17 protein-coding genes are annotated in these 20713 nt (G+C 63.2%); 8 read left to right on the top strand and 9 right to left on the bottom strand.

Features of this window, described 5'->3' with window-relative positions; all coding sequences use genetic code 11:
- Positions 1–221: 221 nt before the first annotated feature.
- The 4 genes from argS to thrB all read left to right on the top strand — a co-directional run bounded on the left by argS (position 222) and on the right by thrB (position 5664).
- Positions 222–1883 carry an arginine--tRNA ligase gene (argS, locus tag HMPREF2896_RS04345; RefSeq protein ID WP_070718019.1) on the top strand — a complete coding sequence of 554 codons (1662 nt, stop codon included), beginning with the start codon at positions 222–224 and terminating at the stop codon, positions 1881–1883.
- Positions 1884–1911: 28 nt separating this feature from the next.
- Positions 1912–3249, top strand: coding sequence for a diaminopimelate decarboxylase (lysA, locus tag HMPREF2896_RS04340; RefSeq protein WP_070718016.1), 1338 nt, complete (start codon positions 1912–1914; stop codon positions 3247–3249).
- A 151-nt stretch (positions 3250–3400) separates the two neighbouring features.
- Complete coding sequence (locus HMPREF2896_RS04335; protein WP_070718013.1) at positions 3401–4723, top strand: homoserine dehydrogenase; 1323 nt, start codon at positions 3401–3403, stop codon at positions 4721–4723.
- 17 nt (positions 4724–4740) lie between these two features.
- A complete protein-coding gene (gene thrB, locus HMPREF2896_RS04330; protein WP_070443760.1) occupies positions 4741–5664 on the top strand; it encodes a homoserine kinase in 924 nt (307 codons plus the stop codon).
- Position 5665: 1 nt separating this feature from the next.
- Here the strand turns inward: thrB and HMPREF2896_RS04325 are convergent, their stop codons facing one another.
- The 4 genes from HMPREF2896_RS04325 to HMPREF2896_RS04310 form a co-directional block, all read right to left on the bottom strand.
- Entirely contained in the window at positions 5666–6367 is a 702-nt protein-coding gene (locus tag HMPREF2896_RS04325) for a helix-turn-helix transcriptional regulator (RefSeq protein WP_070443763.1), read from the bottom strand.
- A 117-nt stretch (positions 6368–6484) separates the two neighbouring features.
- Positions 6485–8215, bottom strand: a complete 1731-nt coding sequence (locus HMPREF2896_RS04320; protein ID WP_246823992.1) for an ATP-binding cassette domain-containing protein — start codon at positions 8213–8215, stop codon at positions 6485–6487.
- 9 nt (positions 8216–8224) lie between these two features.
- Positions 8225–8947, bottom strand: a complete 723-nt coding sequence (gene modA, locus HMPREF2896_RS04315; protein ID WP_070718008.1) for a molybdate ABC transporter substrate-binding protein — start codon at positions 8945–8947, stop codon at positions 8225–8227.
- 22 nt (positions 8948–8969) lie between these two features.
- A complete protein-coding gene (locus tag HMPREF2896_RS04310) occupies positions 8970–9230 on the bottom strand; it encodes a DUF2249 domain-containing protein (protein ID WP_070710975.1) in 261 nt (86 codons plus the stop codon).
- 96 nt (positions 9231–9326) lie between these two features.
- On the opposite strand from HMPREF2896_RS04310, the gene HMPREF2896_RS04305 reads away from it, so the two are divergent.
- Both HMPREF2896_RS04305 and HMPREF2896_RS04300 read left to right on the top strand, forming a co-directional pair.
- A complete protein-coding gene (locus HMPREF2896_RS04305; RefSeq protein WP_070718030.1) occupies positions 9327–10526 on the top strand; it encodes a beta-carotene 15,15'-monooxygenase in 1200 nt (399 codons plus the stop codon).
- The gene (locus HMPREF2896_RS04300; RefSeq protein ID WP_070718005.1) at positions 10507–11886 is read left to right on the top strand and encodes a multicopper oxidase domain-containing protein; all 1380 of its coding nucleotides are present in this window, start codon (positions 10507–10509) and stop codon (positions 11884–11886) included. The genes HMPREF2896_RS04305 and HMPREF2896_RS04300 overlap by 20 nt, the downstream gene beginning before the upstream one ends.
- Here the strand turns inward: HMPREF2896_RS04300 and HMPREF2896_RS04295 are convergent.
- From HMPREF2896_RS04295 to HMPREF2896_RS04275, 5 genes are all read right to left on the bottom strand, one after another.
- Positions 11873–12439: a molybdenum cofactor guanylyltransferase gene (locus tag HMPREF2896_RS04295; RefSeq protein ID WP_070717999.1), complete on the bottom strand. Its 567-nt coding sequence runs from the start codon at positions 12437–12439 to the stop codon at positions 11873–11875. The two genes, HMPREF2896_RS04300 and HMPREF2896_RS04295, sit on opposite strands and share 14 nt — an antisense overlap.
- A gap of 6 nt (positions 12440–12445) precedes the next feature.
- Entirely contained in the window at positions 12446–12931 is a 486-nt protein-coding gene (gene moaC / locus HMPREF2896_RS04290; protein ID WP_070717995.1) for a cyclic pyranopterin monophosphate synthase MoaC, read from the bottom strand.
- Positions 12932–13059: 128 nt separating this feature from the next.
- Positions 13060–14277: a molybdopterin molybdotransferase MoeA gene (locus HMPREF2896_RS04285; RefSeq protein ID WP_070717992.1), complete on the bottom strand. Its 1218-nt coding sequence runs from the start codon at positions 14275–14277 to the stop codon at positions 13060–13062.
- Positions 14278–14287: 10 nt separating this feature from the next.
- Positions 14288–15427, bottom strand: a complete 1140-nt coding sequence (gene moaA, locus HMPREF2896_RS04280; protein WP_070718026.1) for a GTP 3',8-cyclase MoaA — start codon at positions 15425–15427, stop codon at positions 14288–14290.
- Positions 15428–15472: 45 nt separating this feature from the next.
- Complete coding sequence (locus HMPREF2896_RS04275) at positions 15473–17227, bottom strand: long-chain fatty-acid--CoA ligase (RefSeq protein WP_070717989.1); 1755 nt, start codon at positions 17225–17227, stop codon at positions 15473–15475.
- A gap of 467 nt (positions 17228–17694) precedes the next feature.
- Here HMPREF2896_RS04275 and rho point away from each other — a divergent pair, with 467 nt between their 5' ends.
- On the top strand, positions 17695–19614 hold the full coding sequence (gene rho, locus HMPREF2896_RS04270) for a transcription termination factor Rho (RefSeq protein WP_070717983.1): 1920 nt from the start codon (positions 17695–17697) through the stop codon (positions 19612–19614).
- A complete protein-coding gene (gene prfA, locus HMPREF2896_RS04265) occupies positions 19614–20690 on the top strand; it encodes a peptide chain release factor 1 (protein WP_070443792.1) in 1077 nt (358 codons plus the stop codon). Before rho ends, prfA begins: the two co-directional genes overlap by 1 nt.
- Positions 20691–20713 lie beyond the last annotated feature (23 nt).

The following is a 20713-nucleotide window of genomic DNA, read 5'->3' as shown; positions in this document are numbered from 1 at the left end:
GTTGGCTCCCGCTGGCGTCTTTGTGGAGGTCCCCAGGATGCGGCACCGCATGTGTCGGCCAAGCGAGAAGGCGGAAGGTTGGATCGATTCAGATAACGCCTTTAGGGTAGAACTTGGTGCTTCGCTGTGCCGCATTGTTCACCTGATGGGGGTGAGTGACCTTGCTAACCTCTGCGACCTGATAGCGCCTCCCAGCGGCGGAGACGATAGACTTTGGCCCTATGAATCCTGAAGATCTTTCCGTCCTGATCAAGAACACTGCCGCTGCCGTGCTCACCGAGCATGAACTGGACGCCTCCGTCCTGCCAGAGACTGTCACCGTGGAGCGCCCGCGCAACCCGGAGCACGGTGACTATGCCACCAACCTGGCACTCCAGGTAGCCAAGAAGGCTGGTGCCCAGCCCCGCGAGCTGGCGCAGTGGTTGGCGGAGGCCCTCGCCGGCAACGACGCCATCGATGAGGCCTCCATCGCGGGCCCGGGATTCCTTAACATTCGCCTCGCTGCCGCAGCGCAGGGCGCCATCGTGGCCCAGGTGCTCAATGCCGGTGCAGACTTCGGCAGCAACACCACCTACCAGGGCAAGAAGATTAACCTGGAGTTCGTCTCCGCGAACCCGACTGGCCCGATCCACCTGGGCGGAACCCGCTGGGCTGCCGTGGGTGATTCGCTGGGCCGCGTGCTCGAAGCCTCCGGCGCGGAGGTGACCCGCGAGTACTACTTCAACGATCACGGCGGCCAGATCGACCGCTTCGCTCGTTCCCTCGTGGCTGCCGCCAAGGGCGAGCCGACCCCGGAGGACGGTTACGGCGGCGATTACATCAAGGAGATCGCTCAGGGTGTGCTGGAGCAGAACCCGGACGCCCTCGACGGCAGCGATGCCGAGGTCCAGGAAGCCTTCCGCTCCGCGGGCGTGGAGATGATGTTCGCCCAGATTAAGGAGTCCCTCCACGAGTTCGGCGTGGACTTCGATGTCTACTTCCACGAGAACTCCCTCTTCGAGTCCGGTGCCGTGGAGAAGGCCATCCAAAAGCTCAAGGACAACGGCAAGCTCTACGAAGCTGAGGGCGCATGGTGGCTGAAGTCCACCGAGTACGGCGATGATAAGGACCGCGTGGTCATCAAGTCCGATGGCAACGCCGCCTACATCGCCGGCGATATCGCCTACGTGGCTGATAAGTTTGACCGGGGCCACGACCTGGCCATCTACATGTTGGGCGCAGACCACCACGGCTACATTGCCCGCCTGCGCGCTTCCGCTCAGGCTTTGGGCTATGACCCGGAGGCCGTCGAGGTCCTCATCGGCCAGATGGTCAACCTGGTCCGCGATGGCCAGGCGGTCAAGATGTCCAAGCGTGCCGGCACCGTCATCACTCTTGATGACCTCGTCGAGGCCATCGGCGTCGACGGCGCGCGCTACTCCCTGGTGCGCTCCTCCGTGGATTCCAGCCTGGACATTGACCTGGGTCTGTGGGCTTCGCAGTCGGCGGATAACCCGGTCTACTACGTGCAGTACGGCCACGCCCGCATTTGTTCCATCCTGCGCAAGGCAGCAGAGCTGGGCTTCGACACCGCCGAGCTTGCCGATGCCCCCCTCGACCTCCTCACCCACGATAAGGAGGGCGACCTCATCCGCACCCTGGGCGAGTTCCCGGAAGTTGTGGCCACCGCTGCCACGTTGCGCGAACCGCACCGCATCGCGCGCTATGCCGAGGAGCTTGCCGCCGTGTTCCACCGCTTCTATGACCAGTGCCAGGTGTTGCCGAAGGCTGGTGAAGAGACCGAGCCGATTCACTCTGCGCGCCTCGCCCTGGCCAGCGCCACCCGCCAGGTCATGGCCAATGCCCTGACCATGGTTGGGGTCAGCGCACCGGAGAAGATGTAAGACGGAGAAGATATAAGACAAGGTATCGATGACTGATTTCAATTCTCTTCCGGCCCACGTGTGGCCGCGCAACGCTGCTCGTGATTCCGATGGTGTGGTCTCGATCGGCGGCGTTTCCCTGACCGACCTGGCCGAAGAATACGGCACCCCGCTCTATGTCTTTGATGAGCAGGATTTCCGCTCACGCTGCCGGGACATGGCCCAGGCCTTCGGCGGCCCCGACCACGTGCACTATGCCTCCAAGGCTTTCATCACCAAGCGCATCGTCCGCTGGGTAGATGAGGAGGGCCTGTGCCTTGACGTGGCCTCCCTCAACGAGGCCAAGCTGGCGCTCGCTGCGGACTTCCCACCGGAGCGCATGACCGCGCACGGCAACAACAAGGAAGACGAATACCTTGAGTTGTGCGTAAACGAGGGGATTGGCCATGTGGTCTTGGATAACGCGGAGGAGCTCTCGCGCCTCAACAGCATTGCTGCGGCCGCCGGCCGTGTGCAGCCGGTGATGATCCGCGTCAAGCCCGGCGTGGATGCCCACACACACGAATTCATCGCCACGGCTCATGAGGATCAAAAGTTCGGCATTTCCCTGTCCACCGGCGCCGCCTTCGATGTCGCTCGCACGGTGCTGGAATCCGCGAACCTAAAGCTCGTGGGCTTGCACTGCCACGTGGGCTCCTCGGTGTTTAATGCCGATGGCTTCAAGCTGGCTGCCGAGCGCGTGCTGAGCCTCTACAAGCGCATTCACTCCGAGCTCGGTGTTGCCCTTGAGGAGCTGGACTTGGGCGGCGGCTTCGGCATTCCCTACATGGAATACGAGGAAGCCCTCGACGTCGCCACGCTGGCTAAGGACCTGCTCGACGCCGTGGAGCGCACCGCCACTGAGCTCGGTATCAAGCCGCCCTTCGTGCTGGTGGAGCCCGGCCGCTCGCTGGTGGGTGCCTCCGCGGTCACCGTATACCGCGTGGGCACGGTCAAGGACGTGGAGACCGGCAAGGCGGATCTGCCGATGCGCCGTTACCTCTCCGTGGACGGCGGCATGTCCGATAACATCCGGCCGGCGCTCTATGGCTCTGAGTATGACGTGCGCGTGGTCAACCGCCGCACCCAGGGCGAGCCGGTGGACTCGCGCATCGTGGGCTTCCACTGCGAGTCTGGTGACATTCTGGTCAACGAGCGCCGTTTCCCCTCGGATATCACTACCGGGGATCTCCTCGCTTTCGCCACCACCGGCGCCTATCAGTACATGATGGCCTCGCGCTATAACGGCGCTCTGCGCCCGGCGGTCGTATCCGTGCGTGACGGCAAAGCCTCACTTATGCTGCGCCGGGAAACGGTGGAGGACTTGCTGGCGTTGGACGTCGATTAGCGCGGCGTTGGCACAGCTCACCGCATTTTATTCACAAAGACATGGCCGGTCGCACGTTGTGCCGGCCATTTCGTATAGAAATAGACAGCTCGTTCTGTATAGTGATGGGCTAGCACGTAAGAATCTTTCGCAATTTCAACAAGGGGACACCATGACGACGAACCGTAGCAAGAAGCCCGAAGGCGAACCCGTAGGAATCGCGCTGCTTGGATTTGGCACTGTGGGCGCTGAGGTTTTCCGCCTCGTGCAGGAGAACGCTGACGCTTTTGCACACCGCATCGGCGGCCCCGTGGAGATCCGCGGCGTTGCCGTGCACAACAAGAACAAGCTGCGCCCGGGCGTTCCGGCGGAGCTGCTGACCGACGACGCCAAGGCACTTGTCCTGCGCGATGATATCGACCTTGTCGTCGAGGTCATCGGCGGCATTGATTTCCCGCGCGAGCTTGTCCTCGCCGCCCTCAACGCCGGTAAATCCGTGGTCACCGCCAACAAGGCTCTCGTGGCCGCGCACGCGGATGAGCTCGCTGAAGCTGCCGACCGCGCCGACGTTGACCTTTACTTCGAGGCCGCTGTAGCCGCCGCCATCCCGGTCGTCGGCATGCTGCGCCGCTCCCTGGCCGGTGACAAGATCCAGCGCATCTCCGGAATCGTCAACGGCACCACCAACTTCATCCTGGACGCCATGGAGTCCACCGGTGCCTCCTATGAGGATGCGCTGGCTGAGGCCACTCGCCTGGGCTACGCCGAGGCCGATCCCACCGCTGACGTGGAGGGCCACGACGCTGCCTCCAAGGCTGCCATCCTGGCATCCCTGGGCTTCTATACCCGCCTGACCTTCAACGATGTCTACTGCGAGGGTATTTCCAAGATCACCGCCGATGACATCACGGCTGCCAACCAGGCCGGCTACTCCATCAAGTTGCTGGCCATCTGTGAGCGCCTCGTGGATGAGGAGACCGGTGCGGAATCCGTCAACGCCCGCGTGCACCCGACGTTGGTTCCGAAGGAGCACCCGTTGGCTTCGGTCAGCCAGTCCTATAACGCCATCTTCGTTGAGGCGGAGGCCGCTGGTTCCCTGATGTTCTACGGCAACGGTGCCGGCGGTAACCCGACGGCATCTGCTGTGCTGGGTGATGTCATCGGTGCGGCACGCAACATCGTCCACGGCGGCCGTGCGCCGGGGGAGAACACCTATGCCAACCTACCTATTGCGGAGTTCGGAGAAGTGGAAACTCGTTATCACGTCGACATGGAAGTTGAAGACCGCACCGGCGTGCTCTCCGCCATCTCCGGTGTCTTTGCCCGCCACGGTGTCTCCCTGCGCACCGTGCGCCAGGAAGACGGCGATGCCACCGCCCGCCTCATCGTGGTCACCCACGCGGCGAAGGAAGCGGTGCTCGAGGATATCGTTGCTGCCCTCGGCGAGCTCGATGAGGTCAAGGCCGTTCACTCCGTCATCCGCCTGGGCGTTTAAGGGGCTTAGGTACAACAATGAGTATCGATATCGAAGTAGGCACCAAGGTCACCGTCCAGGTCCCGGCCTCCTCGGCCAACTTAGGCCCGGGCTACGACACCCTTGGCATCGCGCTGAGCCTCTACGACACCGTAGAGGTAGAAGTCACGCGCTCCGGTTTGGAAGTGGAGATCTTCGGCGAGGGCGCCGATGAGCTTCCTCGCGATGGCTCCCACTTGGTAGTCAAGGCCATCCGCTCCGCGCTGAAGGCTGCCGACGTAGAAGTATCTGGCCTGCGCGTGGTATGCACGAATAACATCCCGCAGTCCCGCGGTTTGGGCTCCTCGGCCTCCGCTGCGGTAGCCGGTGTGGCCGCGGGCAATGGCCTGGCTGGTTTCCCGCTCTCCGAGGAGCAAGTCGTTCAGCTGTCTTCAGCCTTCGAAGGCCACCCGGATAACGCCGCGGCCTCCGTGCTAGGAAACGCCGTGGTCTCGTGGACCACCGTGCCTGTCGACGGCCGCTCGCTCCCGGAGTACCGCGCCGCCACCTTAGACGTGCACCCGACTATCAAGGCCACGGCCTTGGTCCCGGACTTCCATGCATCAACCCAGGCGGTGCGCCGCGTGCTTCCCTCGCACGTCACGCACGCCGATGCCGCCTTCAACGTCTCCCGTACTGCGGTGAACGTGGCGGCGTTGACCGCCTATCCGGACCTGCTGTGGGAAGGCACCCGCGACCGTCTGCACCAGCCTTATCGCGCTGATGTCCTGCCGGTGACCGCGGAGTGGGTCAACCGCCTGCGCAACCGCGGCTATGCCGCCTACCTGTCCGGTGCTGGCCCCACCGTCATGGTCTTGCACACCGAGCCCATCGAGGAAGAGATCCTCGAGGATGCCCGCGGACAGAACCTGCGCGTGCTGGAGCTGGAGGTCGCCGGGCCGGTTTCCGTCGAGCGCGGTTAGGCTAGCTAGCCTCCTTTTCCACGTTGATTCGGCACACGCCGTTTCCGGACTTCGGGATCAGCTTCAGGCTTAACCTCCCACCGGAATCGGCAGCCGCCTGCTCCAAGTAGCCATCGTGGATGGCGCAGACGAAGGGGGAGGGCTCCACACCGGCGCTGACAAATGGGCAAGCGTGTAGCTCCACATCAGTGCGGCCCTCCTCGTTGAAGTGATCAGACGAGGTTACCGGGTCAAAGCCCATATCGCGCATCATCCGATAAAGCGAGCCGAGTGCCTCAGCACCATGGCTGGTGGCCGCAGTTTTGGCCCATTCGCGGCCAAGCTCCCGCGCCTGATCGGAGGAATAATCGTTGAGCTGGTCTTTTTCCGCCAGCGCTGTGATGAGCACGCTGATCAGCGTGACGTATTCCTCCGCCACTGAACGGTTGTCCGGCACCCGCACTTGGAAGATCAGTGAGGGGCGTCCGCGCCCCTTCGCCGGAGCAGTAACTACTCGCACCGCGCCAGCGCGAACGAGCTCATCCAGGTGGCCGCGCGCGGTGTTGACATGCATGCCCATCTTCTTCGCAATCTCGGCAGCCCGTGCTCCTTGCGGGAATTTCTGTAAGGCCGAGAGGACGTCGCGCTGCTTCGGGGAGAGCTTCATCGTGTCAGGAAACAGCTCGCTGGAGGAGCGGGGGCTAGGCGTAGCAAATGCGGACATGAACTGTGACTCCTTGAAAACTCTAGAAGGATTCTACATCCGGCGCATTGATTTTCTCCCATTGCGGTGCTCAGTGGCACCACGATCTGCTTGACGACGTGGGTAAAATCCCATGGATTAAGTACGGGTGTAGACCGTGAGGGCGGTGGCGTCGAGGGCCACGGAGACCTCGTCGCTGGGAGCATTGTTGCCTGCTGGCTCGCCCACTGTGACTCGTTGGCCGTCAATCTCGATGAGGGTGGTTTTGCCCAGATCGGCCACAATGGTCGCGCTCAGTGCGCCAGCGGGGTCGAAGCGCAGCGCAGACTGGGGAAAGGCCGCCCAGTGCTCGCCGTTGCGAGCTGGCTGAAATGCATCATTCTGATGGTAGCCGCGAAGCACATTGACGCCTGCCAGCTCTGCCATAAAGCGGGACGGGGGCCGTTCCAGTAGGCGCTTCGCGGAGTCTTGAGAGATGATGTTGCCGGCTTCCATCACCAGGATGTCGTCCGCCAGCGTGTCGAGGTCCACGCGGCTGTGGGTGACGATGACGGTGGTACGGTCAGTGGCTGAAAAGCGCAGTAAGTGGCGCCAACGCGCGGCGGATTCTACGTCCATGGCGGCAAAGGGCTCATCCGCAACCAATACCGCCGGGCGCGCCGCCAGCGCGCGGAGGAGGGCAACTTGCGCGGCTTGACCGCCGGAAAGCTCGGATACATGGCCCAGCTCTTGCAGTCCGGCGGCGTTGATCAACTCTTTGGTCCTTTGCGGGTCTTTGGTCACCATCGTCAACGCTTGAGCCACGGTGGCAGTGGGCGGCAGCCCAGGGTTTTGAGAAAGCATGATCACGCGTTCGGCGTTGGTGTGTGCCCCTTGGAGTCGCCCGCTAATGAAACGCAGAAGCGTGGTCTTTCCGGCACCGTTGGGCCCGACCACCGCGGTCATGCGCCCGCCCCGGAACGTGGTGGTGGCGTTGCCGATAGTTACGGAAAGATCGTGGGCTGAGTCCACAGGGGTGGTGGCAGTGCGAAGTGCCGCAGGATCCATCGGCTTGAGCATGCGCACCTTCGGCTCGCGGCGACGCCGCAGCAACAGGGGCAGTCCGGCGGCGGTGAGCGCAAGGATGGCTATTCCAATAAGCACGGCGGAAAGGGCATAGGCATTGTCCGCGCTGACCTCGCGCTCTAGGTAGATTCCGCTCGGCATGGTTCGGGTCGAGCCGGGCAGGGAACCGGCGAAGGTGATAGTTGTTCCGAATTCACCCAGTGAGCGGGCGAAAGCCAGCGCACCACCGGTGAACACAGCGGGGCGGATGGCTGGGAGAATGATGCGCCGAAGGATGGTTCCCGCTCCTAAGCCGATGCCGCGCGCGCTGGCGATGACCTCAGGATCGAGTTGCCGCAGCGCGGAGTCCACCGCCACCACCGCGAAGGGAAGCGTGACGAAGACATGGGCTGCCACGACACCCGGGAAGGCGAAAGACACGTGCAATCCAGCCTGCTCCAGAACAGGACCAAGCAGTCCGCGGCGCCCCAGCAGGGCAGTAAGAGCCAAGCCGCCCACGACGGGAGGCATGGCCAAGGGGAGGTAGACCACCAGTCTCACCAGGTGGGAGGCGTGGCGTAGCTGCTGCAGCCACAGCGCCAAGCAGGTGCCCAGCAACGTGGACAACACTGTAGACCACGCCGCCGCGAACAGGCTGAGGCGGAGAAGATCCTGGGTCATCGGCGAGCTCAGCGTGTCCGAGAGTTGCCTCCAGGGCACCCGCACTCCCAAGGCGAGGACTGGGGCGAGAATGTAGATAGCTGCCAATGCGCCGGCGGCGATGACCGGCCAAGGGGCTCGTGGGCGCTGTTCGCGCAGAATCATGCGCGACACCTAGTTCACCGGAGTGAAGCCGAAGTGTTCCCAAGTGCTGTCAAAATCCGACTCAAGAAGCGAGAGGACTTCTTGGGCTTCTTCATGCCGGGATGAAGAAGCCACCACAGCGCCCATGATCTCATTGCGGAAGTCTTCCGCGTGGGCGAGCGGGATGGCCTCGACATCTTCGCTCGCGGCGGCGTCGGTGGAATAGACCCACCCGGCGTCCGCTTCACCGGAAGCAACCTTTCCCAGGACATCAGCGACTTGGCTCTCCAAGGAGGAGGCGTGCAGATCCCAGCCATTGGCCTCCATAATGCGCGTGGAAATGGCTCCGCAAGGCACGCTCGGGTCACAGAGAACTAGGCGTGCCGAGGGCTCAAGGTCTGCTGCGGAGCGCAGCCCTTGGGGATTACCCTTCGGCACGACCATAACCATGACGTTGCTGGCTAAGGCCACGGGCGTCTCCACGCTGCCCTGAGCGAGTGCATTCTCCATGGTCTCCCGAGAAGCAGTGAGGAGAAGGTCTGCGGGCGCTCCCTCATCGACTTGCTGCACCAAAGCAGAAGAGCCGCCGTTGTTGAAGGCCAGGGGAGTCCCGGAGGCGCTAGCAAGCTCGTCATTCAACACTCTTGTCGAGGATGCAGCAAACACCTGCAAGGGCTCTGTGGAATCAGAGGCGCAACCGGCAACAGTCAGCGCGGCGGCGATGACGGGGGCAGCAATTCTAAGAAGGCGCATGCTTCGTTAGGGTACGGCAGCATTACTCGGTGCGCGTGAATTTGATGTGGACGTCTTGTGGTTCTTTCTTAAGATACTCGTGAGTGAAAATCTCCTCCCGCTGGTCCACCTCTTTGAGCAGCGGAAGGGGGTCGTGCGGAGCTATGAGGATCATGGCTTCGCCCACGTTGAGGGTGCCGAGTGCCCCATGGATGGCGCCGTGGCGCACCGCGTGAGGGATTTCGGAGGCGTTGAGGGTGGGGATGTCGTGGCCCTTGGAGGCGTCGATAAGCGGCAAGTTCATTGATCTTTTCCGTTTCGATTTTCTAGGGGGAGCTGGCGTTGCTGCCCGCGTCTTTAATTTACTACGATTATATCCGTGCAAATAACTAAGTCAGGTATATCTGTGCGGGATGTCTCGTTGACGTCGCGCCGGCGTTGGCACACCATTGCCTTTAGCCTCGTGGCCTTGTGGATCGCGGTGGGCGTGGGAATCACCGTGGCGAGTTATCTGGGAGCACCCGTCGTGTGGTGGGATCTCATCCATCCGTTTACCCTCGGAGCGCTGACCACCGCCATCCTCGTATTTAGCACCCACTTCACTGAAGCGCTGACCCGCACCCCGGCTACCGGCTTCCGCGGGGTAGGCGCACGGGTGGGCTTAGTTCAGGTGGGTCTGGTCCTGCTACTCGTTGATCGCGCCGGCTACGACTGGGGAATGCTCGCGGATATTGGCTCCTCACTCGTCATCGTCGCAGTCACGTGGCACCTGTGGGCGTTGTGGTCTAAGCTTCGAGGCTCTCTTTCTGGCTCTTTTGCAGTCACCGTGCCCTTTTATCTGGCCGCGGCCTGCTTCATGGTGGTCTCTGTGTTATTGGTTATCCTGGCTGCGCACGGGGTGGGTAACTACTCGCTGTTGGTGGCGGCGCATTCACGCGGCATGGTGTGGGGGTTTGCACTGCTTACCATTGTGGGCACCGTGGTCACGCTGCTGCCCACGTTGACCCGAACGCCAATTTCATCGGTCGCCCGGGCCCGGTGTGGTCGAGCATTGACCGTGCATTGCGTGGGGCTGGGGGTGGCTATGCTTGCCGACGCCTCCGGGCTCACCCGCGCCGCCGGCATGGCGCAGCTACTCACCGTCCTCGCCGCTGTGTTCATCATTCAGCCAGTACTCGCGGGCGCGCTTGGTGGCGTGAAGACCACGGCAAGCGTGTCCGCGATGGCGGGACTGGTATGGATGCTGGCACTGTGTGCCGGTGACGCGGCGGCCACTCTCGCCGGGGCCTACCCGCGCGCGGTGACGTTACTCCTGATGCCCACATTCGTCGGCGCCGGCCTCCTGCAGCTCGTGACCGGGGTGCTCCACCACATGCTGCCCATCCTGGCCGGGGCTGCTCATCCCGCGCGGGGCCACCTTCCAGGGTTCGTGCGCGTAGCGCTCATCAACCTTGGCGGCGTGCTGAGCCTCATTGGCATTACTGGCGTGTCCTTCGCCGGGCTTATCATGATGGGGCTAGGCCTCATCGCCAATTGTGCGGCCCTAGTGTGGGCCGTCTCGTCATCTCAAGGAGAAGTTCATGTCAAGCGTGCCCGTTAAAAAGGAGCAATCTGAGAAGCAGTGGGCATCCTGGCTCATCATCATTGTTGCCTTGGTGGCGGTCATTGCACTGGCAGTGACCAATTCGCGGATGGGGAAACAAGATCCGGCGCTGGTAGCTTCCGCCGATGCCGTCACTGTGGATGTCTCTGTCGACGGCATGGCCTTTGTTCCGTCCTCTATTAACGTGGCTGCGGGCAGCCACCTGGTGGTGAATTTTCATAACACGGGCGACCAGGTCCATGACTTGAAGATCGGACGTGAGGAAACCGGAAGGGTAGAACCAGGTGAGACCGTGCAGCTGGATGCCGGGATCATCGATGACTCCGTGGAAGGCTATTGCACGATCGCCGGGCACAAAATGCAGGGGATGACGTTTATGGTCAACGTCGACGAGCCAGCATCTGGGGACCATGAGCATGCGGGGGCGTCGGCAAGCACGGGCTCTGCTGGTGCCCCGGCGACGGTGCCCTCAGCAGCCGAGCGCATGGCGGCACGCGAGGGCTTCGACGCCGTCGATGCCTCCCTTGCTCCCGCGGAAGGCGACCTTCACGAGGAGACCTGGGTGATGACAGAAGAGGAGGCTGAGGTCGCCCCAGGAGTGCGCCAAACCCGGTGGCTCTTCAACGGGCAGGCACCCGGACCAACCCTGCGCGGCAAGGTCGGGGACCGATTTCGTATCACCATCAAGAACGAGGGCTCGATGGGGCACTCGATGGATTTTCACGCTGGTGAAGTCAACCCAGATAAGAACATGAAGACGATTCAGCCGGGCGAGTCGCTGACATATGAATTTGTCGCGCACCGGGCAGGCATCTGGATGTATCACTGCTCAACGATGCCGATGAGTCTACACATTGCCAACGGCATGGCAGGAGCAGTCATTATCGATCCGCGTGGTGAGGATGCACTGGGGGACGTTGACGCGGAGTACGTCATGACGGCAAGCGAGGTTTTCCTCGCCACCGCGGGCAGGGAAGCTGAAGGTGCGGATGCGCAGCGAGTCAGCAATGGCGACTATGACCTCACCGCCTTCAACTACTATCCCAATCAATACGACGAAGGCTTAGCACCGCTGCGCGCCAAGGTGGGCGATACCGTGCGTATCTGGCTGGTTAACCTCGGCCCGGATTTGCTATTGAGCTTCCACGTCGTGGGCGAGCAATTCGACACCGTGTACAAGGAAGGCGCCTATCTGCTTAAGGGCGCGAAGGATTCCGGATCCCAGGCGCTGGACCTCTTGCCCGCCCAGGGCGGATTCGTGGAGATGACCTTCAACGAGCCGGGCACCTATTCCTTTGTGAACCACCTCATGACGAACGCAGAGAAGGGCCAGCACGGTCAGATCATCGTTGAGTAGTTCGGCGCTCGCGCCGTTCGCGAAGCTCGTCCAGGGTATCTATATCGTGCACTGCGGCGGTGCCTTCGATCTCGGTGATGTTCTTCGCGAGTCCCAATAAGCGCATGACTGACCTATTGCGGGGATTGCCGAGCTCGTGCAGAGCGCGGGCGAGAGACTCGGTGCGCCACAGCGCGCACAGCGGCTGCGGCAGCCCATCGAGCGCGGCCACCGCGACATCAGCGCCGGAGCTTGCCAAAGCCACCTCGAGTGCGGGGAGCATCTGTGGGGAATCCGGGCCATCGACGGCAAAGATGGCGGTCGTGGACTCTGCGGCACCAACCAGCGCGGCGTGGCCCGCGGCGATTCCCGCGGCTGGCCCGCCGAAGAGGGGCTTTTCACATACCTGGGGCATGCCTAAGTGGTAGGGCGAGACAACCGCCACCGGCGCATCATAGGGCAACTGGCGCAGGAGACGGTCGATAAGGCGCTCACCGGCGAGAGTGATACTTGCCTTGTCCACACCACCCATGCGTGTGCCGCGTCCGCCCGCCAAAACAATGACACCTGGCATTGTTTTCTATCCTTCCGCGCCGGGCAGCTCGCGGGACCAATCACCCGAGCGGCCGCCGGACTTTGCGGTGATGCCGCAGCGCCGGATATAAGCGGAGCGGTCAACGCCTTTTACCATGTCGATGAGCGCTAGGGCGGCGACGTTCACCGCGGTCAGCGCCTCCATTTCTACGCCGGTGCGGTCGGCGGTGCGCACGGTGGCTTCGATGAAGACGTGGTCTTCGCGCAGGTCTATGTCCACTGCGCAGCCATGCACACCAATGGTGTGGGCCAGCGGCAGGAGATCCGGGACCTTCTTCGCCGCCGCAATACCGGCCGCTCGAGCAACCGCAAGCACGTCGCCCTTCGGCACGGCTCCCTCCCGCAGTGCGGTGAGGACCTCCGGCGAGCATGCCACTTCGCCTTGGGCGGTGGCGGTGCGCACAGTGGGCTGTTTTTCGGTGACGTCCACCATGTAGGCGGAGCCGGCCTCATTAAGATGAGTGAACTTCATTGTTGCAGCGGGTCCTTTCCTTGGGTAGACCCAGCCTATCTGACGAAGAGTGGGCCGATTCGCGTTTCTGAGGCGCGATCTTTGGCAGCAACGGAGGGGTGGGGGCTGTAGAAGGGGAGACCCTGAATCTAGTAGGGGTAGACGGTAAGTTGCTCCCCTGCGGTGACGGAGCTCGTCAGCAGCGCGAAACCTTGCGTGCCCGGCAGTGCTGCAACGTGGTGGCTGCGCATGCGTGGACCAGGCGGCGGAGAGGCGGTAATGCTTCCTCCCAGAGCAATTGAGCACGGCTGGATCAGCGGGCGGTGCGGATCCGGGAAGTCGGCCCCGGCGACGGCCGTCAGATGCGGCCGGTCTAAAACTCCGGTGGGGCGGGGAAGGCCGCGCAAGGAACACAGAAGCGGGGTGAGGTAAAGGTGTGCGGAGACGAACGCCGCCACCGGGTTGCCCGGCAAACACACCACGGGAACGGCGTTCCACAGCGCGTGGCCCTGTGGCGCGCCGGGGCGTTGGTTGACGTGCCCGAACCAATAAGAGCCGCGCTCCACGACATCCTCAATGACCGCGCGAACCACGTCAAAGGCTCCTGCGGATACCCCGCCTGTGGTGACGATGAGATCGGAATCAGCAGCAGCCGCGTCGAAGCAGCGCCGCAGCTCAACGGGTGAATCGCCACATACCGTGCGAGTGATGTCAACGGGCCCGGTGGCACTCATGAGTGCTTCGAGCATCGGCCCATTGGAATCCGGGAGCTGGCCGTTGCGCAGCTCCTCGCCCGTGGCGATAATGCTCACTCGCGGGATGCGGTGGACCACGGCGGTGCTGACCCCGGCAGAAATGGCGGCGGCGATGAGGGAGGCGTCGACCAGCGTGGCGGCACCGGCTAGTTGGTGCCCGGCCTCGATGTGGGAGCCGCGCCGCCGGATGTGGTTGCGCTCGGGAAGTCGGTGCACCGTAACGGTCTCGGGCAGCGGCCCGGGGCCTGGCGGAATATCGGTGTCCTCCACAGGGATGACCAGACCATCAAAGCTCGCGGGTACTGCACCACCGGTCATGATGCGCAGCGCAGTGCCGGGCTGCGGGGCCTGGGCAGACGCGCCGGCAGGCACATCACCCACGACGGGCAGAGTGAAAGGAACGGTGAGGCTGCCGGGTGAGGAGGGCTGAGGAATGAGGAAACCATCCATCGCGGAATTATCTTGCGCTGGCAGGGGCAGGCGGGCGACGAGGGGCTCAGCCAATACGTGACCCTGCGAGAGTGGGACATGCTCCGCAGGCAGGGCGCGGACCAGCGCGTGGAGGCGGTCGAAATACTCCTCGATACTTAAGTCAGTCCCAGTGCTTGTCATTGCACCCAATCTAGCCGCCGATGGCGGACATCGGGCGATCTGGTTGGAGGAAACCTTCATCATCCACCCCATGGCCCGGTAATTTCCTCCACATTTCACCCGCCCACGCGGTGGCGAGCTCCGCATCGCTGGCACCGGCCCGCATGAGGTCGCGCAAGGAGGTTTCCGAGTTGCCGAAGAGGCAATTGCGCACCGCGCCGTCTGCGGTCAGGCGCGTGCGATCGCAATCCCCGCAGAAGGGCCGCGTCACGGAGGCGATCACCCCGATGTGTCCTGTGGGGAGGGAGCCATCGCGCGAGACCGCGGACAACAGTGCAGCCGGCGCGGAGCCGCGGGGTTTCTTAGCCGGGGTGAGCTCGAAGTCTTCGGCCAAGCGTGCCAAGATGTCCTCCGCGGTGACCATCTGGGAACGCGTCCACTTCTCCCGTGGGCCCAGCGGCATCTGCTCAATGAAACGAAGCTGCGCGCCGCGCTCTAAACAAAAACGGGCCAGCGGCAGGATGGCGGATTCGTTGACGCCTGGCATGATGACAGCATTGACCTTGACCGGATCAATGTCGGCGGCCAGCGCGGCATCGATGGATGTCAGCACATCTGCCAGGCGGTCGCGTCGGGTGAGCTGGGCATAGAGCTCCGGATCGAGCGTGTCCAGGGAGATATTGATGCGGTCCAGCCCGGCGCGCTGCAGCCCCGGCAGGCGTTTATCCAAGCCCAGCCCGTTGGTGGTGAGAGCAACAGTAGGAGAGCGGCCCTCATCGGTAGTGAGCGCTTTTGTGGCGGCGATGATTTTCTCTAAGGAGCCGCGAAGAAGGGGCTCGCCACCGGTGAAGCGCACCTGCTGGATGCCGAGCTTGTCCACTGCGAGGCGGATCAGCCGGATGGTCTCTTCATCGCTGAGCGTGTGTTCGGTGGGCAGCCACTCATAACCTTCGGCGGGCATGCAGTAGGTGCAGCGCAGGTTGCAGCGATCCGTCAGAGAAACGCGCAGGTCGCGGGCCTGGCGGCCGTAGCGATCCACGAGTGCACGGCGGCCCTCGGTTCCTGGTGCCGGCAGGTCCGAGGGCGGCATCCCCGCTCCCCGTACACGCGGCAATGGCAGAGTCAGCGGGACGGAGGTGCGTGGCGAAGGCTGGGATGGCTGGGCGGACATTGCTGGCAAGTCTAGATCGAAGCGCGCCAAATGAATAGGAGGGGACTAAGCTTCCCCGTCGCCTTCTTCGGCATCGAGGCGCTGCGCCTCACCCGGGCCCTTGAGACGGATGATGTTGTATTCGCCCTCCGCAAGGTGGGCGCGCAGGTCCTTCTTATCGAACTTGCCCACCGAGGTTTTATCGATGGATTTCACGAAGGTCCAGTACTCCGGCAGCATCCAGGAGGGCAGCTCAGAGCGCATACCGTTGCGCAGGCGCTCGGCGGTCTCAATCGTGGGGCTGATATCTGCGGCGAGCACGGTGACAGCCAGCGGGCGCTCGACCCACTGTTTGTCGGGGTAGCCAATGACGGCGCATTCGAGTACCACCGGGTTGGCCATGATGAGGTTCTCCAACTGCACGGAATAAATCCACTCACCACCGGAGCGAATGACATCGCGTGCTCGGTCTTCCACGGTAAGGAAGCCATCCTCGGTGACGAAGCCGACGTCGCCGGTGCGTAGCCAGCCGTCCGCCGTGAACTTGGAAGCCGCGTCCTCGACGTCTTTCCCGCGGAACTCGTGAGCAGCGCCGCCATCCTCCGAGGCGGGCGAGTGGTAGTAGGCGCCAGTAACCAGGTTGCCGCGGACCTGAATCTCACCGGCGTTGCGGTCCGTCGTGTTGACCACGTGGCCGTCGTTAACCACGCGGTATTCCAGGGCGGCAGGGAAGCGCCCTTGGGAAATACGGTAGGCCCAGCGGGCCTCACCCGAGGCGCCTGAAGGCGGGCGAGCCACGGTGCCCACCGTGGTGGTTTCCGCCATGCCCCACACGTGGACCACGTCCACGCCGTAGCGCTCTTCCCAGCTCTTGATGAGCTGCGGCGGCACAGGAGAGCCGCCAGCGAAGATCTCCGTCAGGGTCATGCGCTCCGGTGGGTTCTTGAGGTAGTGCACGAAGAGCTGAATCCAAATGGTGGGCACACCGTGCGCCACGCGCGGGGAGGTGGCGGCGATGACCTTGGCCAGGGTGGCGGGGGAGACGTCGGCGTCGGGAAGCACCAGCGGCGTGCCCGTCATCCACGCCGCGAAGGGAACTCCCCAGCTCAGCACGTGGTAGATGGGGATGCAGCACAAAAATGTCTCCCCGTGGGTCACGCACAAGGAATCGGAGGAGCGCAGCTGCATACCTTCCAAGTACAGGGCGCGGTGGGAGTAGAGCACGCCCTTGGGCGCACCGGTGGTGCCGGTGGAGTAGCACAGTGCGGCGGCGGTGTGCTCATCCAGAACCGGCCAGTCATACACGGTGGAGCGCCCATCCAGCAGTTGCTCATAGCTATAAATCTCGACGTTGCCCGGCAGAGCGGTGCTGGGCTTGTCGACACCCGTGAATACCACCGCACGCACACAGTCCACGCCTTCTAGAACCTGGGCCAGTTGCTCGGCGAGGCGACAATCCGCGACGATGACGCGGACCTCAGCGTGGTTGATGATGTGCCGGATCTGATCATTCATGAGCTGCTTGTTGAGCGGGGTAAATACTGCCCCCTTGCAAGCGGTGCCAAAAAGCACTTCGAGGTGTTCGGCGCAGTTCCACATTAGGGAGCCCACACGTTCATCGCCAGTGATGCCGAGCGTGTCATGCAGGGCGTGGGCGAAGGCAGCGGCGCGCGCGCCGATATCGGCGAAGGTGGTTTTTTCGCGTTCATTGCCGGGATTGGCGCTGTGCCACGTAACCACCTGGGTTTGGCCGTGGACAGTGGAACCGTACTCCAGGATGCGAGTGAGGGACAGCGGGATATCCTGCATTGTGGAGAGCATGCGCACTACTTTAGCCGTGTCAGTGTGAGCGCGGTGGAAGGATGCGGTATAGTTGTCGGCGACTGGCGGGGAAGGCCTTCCCCGCACCTCCGAGCTCCCTCTACGGCGCACACACCTGTGGTGAAAACTCATGGCAGTCCAACGGTGTGCGCGACGGTGAGAGGGGAGAGACACGCTCGCAGTCGCCTTCTTAAAATATCTCCCCGCGATTGACCCGCGGCCGCTTCCTTGAGAACTTTTCAGGAGTTCTGCAAGGAGTTCTTCATGTTCCGTACCGCAGGGCCGGAGAGGGGGGAGAGCCAAAGAAAACCACCGCCCACGGGGATCGCGGTCGCGTGAACTCGCTGGTGGCGGTGGACCATCTCAATTACACACTGGCTTCCAACGCCCGCTTGGAACAGCACCACACACAGTGCAGGTGCGGCAGATAAGACAGCGCGCGTTGGTGAAGCGACGAAAGGATATCCGTGAGCGATACGGACAAGACCGCAGCACAGGATCTCGCATCCCTGAAGCTGCCGGAATTGCGCAAGCTGGCTGCGGAGCGCGGACTTCGCGGCGTTTCTGGACTGCGCAAGGGGGACCTCATCACTGCACTGACCACCGGCCAGGTTCCGGCACGCGGCGCAAAGGCTGCTGCCGAGGGCGAGGCTAAGGACGCACAGCCGCGTCGCGCTGCCCGCAAGGCCTCGCGCCCCGCCGGTGCTGCTGACCAGGCCTCCGAGCAGCCGGAGCAGGACAAGAAGAAACAGGACCAGCCACAGCAGGAATCCGAGAACTCCCAGAAGGGTGAGGACGGTGCTCAGGAGTCCGAGCACAAGGACGGCCACGACGAGCAGCGCTACGAGTCCCGCTCCCAGGCCCGCCGTGCTCGCCGCAACCGTGCGCGCCGTCAGGAGCGCGAGGCCCGCGGAGAGTCCAAGGGCAACGGGAATGACAATGGCGCAGAGGACAACGACGGCAAGTCCGAGGACAGCCAGTCCCGTGGCGGAAAGAACTCCGACAACGGTGACCACGGCAACGGTGGCAACGGTCATAACGGCGGCAATAACGGCGGTGGCCAGAACAACAACCGCCGCGATAACCACCGCAACGATGATGACAACAACGGCGGCGGAGGCCGCCGCAACCGCCGTAACCGTCGCAACCGCCGCGGGCGTGACCGCGATGGCGGCGGCAACGGTGGCAATGACCTGCAGATCCGCGAGGGCGATGAAGTGCAGGTAGTCGGCGGCATCCTCGAGGTCGTGGACAACAACGTGGCCTTCCTGCGCACCACCGGCTACCGCGCGGCGAGCTCCGATGTCTTTGTCAACAACAACCTCGTGCGCCGCCTTGGCCTGCGCTCAGGCGACGCCCTGACCGGCAAGGTCAAAGTTTCCGGCCCGACCCACACCCACGGCAACGGCCGCAACCGCCGCAAGTACAACCAGCTGGTGGAGGTCGACACCGTCAACGGCTTGGATCCGTCCACCGCGAAGGAGCGCCCGGACTTCGCCAAGCTCACCCCGCTGTACCCGAACCAGCGCCTGCGCTTGGAGACGGACCCGAAGATCCTCACCACTCGCGTCATCGACCTCATCATGCCGATTGGTAAGGGCCAGCGCGCGCTCATCGTCTCCCCGCCGAAGGCTGGTAAGACGACGATCCTGCAGAACATCGCCAACGCCATCGCCACGAATAACCCGGAGTGTTACCTCATGGTGGTCCTCGTGGACGAGCGCCCCGAAGAGGTCACGGACATGCAGCGCAGCGTCAACGGTGAGGTCATTGCCTCCACCTTCGACCGCCCTCCGTCAGAGCACACCTCGGTGGCAGAGCTGGCTATCGAGCGCGCCAAGCGCTTGGTGGAGCAGGGCAAGGACGTCGTCGTTCTGCTCGACTCCATCACCCGTCTAGGCCGTGCGTACAACAACTCCTCCCCGGCGTCGGGCCGCATCCTGTCCGGTGGTGTGGACTCCAACGCCCTGTACCCGCCGAAGCGCTTCTTGGGCGCTGCCCGCAACATCGAAAATGGCGGCTCGCTGACCATCATCGCCACCGCGATGGTGGAGACCGGCTCCACCGGTGACACTGTCATCTTCGAGGAGTTCAAGGGCACCGGCAACGCCGAGCTCAAGCTTGACCGCGCTATCTCCGAGCGCCGCATCTTCCCGGCCGTGGACGTCAACCCCTCCGGTACCCGCAAGGACGAGCTCCTGCTCGTTCCGGAGGAGGCACGCATCATGACCAAGCTGCGCCGCATCCTCTCCGGCTTGGACTCCTTCGCCGCCATTGACCTGCTCATCAAGCAGCTCAAGAAGACCCGCTCTAATGGCGAGTTCCTCATGCAGGTCGCTTCGTCCGCGCCCATGGCGGCAGACACGGACGAGGAGGACTACAAGTAATGTCTAACCAGGTTTCCCTCGTTGATGACATCATCTCCGAGTACCAAGGCATCGAAATGCAGATGGCTGACCCAGACGTAGCCGGGGATCAGTCGCAATTCCGCAAGCTGTCCAAGCGCTACGCTGAGCTGCGCCCCATCGTCGCCGTCAACGAAGAGCTGGTGCAGGCCCGCCAGGATTTGGCCGACGCCAAGGAGATGGCCTACGAGGATCACGAGTTCCAGTCTGAGGTTGACCGCCTCGAGCCGCTCGTCGTGCAGCTGGAGGAGCAACTCGCGGACCTCCTAGCCCCGCGCGATGAGCATGACTCCGAGGACATCATCATGGAGATCAAGGCCGGTGCTGGTGGCGAAGAGGCAGCGCTCTTCGCCGGTGACTTGGCCCGCATGTACGAGCGCTTCGCCGACAAGGCAGGCTTCCAGTGGGAGGTCCTGGGCCTCAACGAGTCTGACCTTGGCGGAGTGAAGGATATGTCCATCTCCTTCAAGTCCAAGACCCCCTCGCGCGATGGCGCGTGGAGCGTGTTCAAGTTTGAAGGCGGCGTCCACCGTGTACAGCGCGTGCCGGTGACCGAGTCCCAGGGCCGCATCCAGACCTCTGCTGCTGGTGTGCTGGTCTACCCGGAGCCGGAGGAGATCGACTCCGTCAATATCGATGACAAGGACATCCGTGTCGACGTTTACCGTTCCTCCGGTAAGGGTGGTCAGGGCGTGAACACCACTGACTCCGCTGTGCGTATTACCCACCTGCCCACTGGCCTGGTGGTGACCTGTCAGAAGGAGCGCTCGCAGATTCAGAACAAGGCGCGTGCCCTGCAGGTGCTGCAGGCTCGCCTGGACCAGATGGAGCGCGAGGCCCGCGAGGCCGAGGCCGGCGAGCAGCGCGCCTCCCAGGTGCGCACCATGGACCGCTCCGAGCGCATCCGCACCTATAACTGGCCGGAGAACCGCATCACCGATCACCGCATTGGTTACAAGGCCAATAATCTTGACTCCGTGCTCGACGGCGATATGCAGGATCTCATCGAAGCTCTGCAAGCCCAGGAGCGCGCGGAGCGCCTTGAGGCCGAAGGCTAGAAGGCTAAGGCACGGTTAGATAC

This window comes from Corynebacterium sp. HMSC069E04 (genome assembly GCF_001813175.1).
GTDB lineage: Bacteria > Actinomycetota > Actinomycetes > Mycobacteriales > Mycobacteriaceae > Corynebacterium > Corynebacterium aurimucosum.
This window is presented reverse-complemented; position numbering and strand designations above follow the sequence as displayed.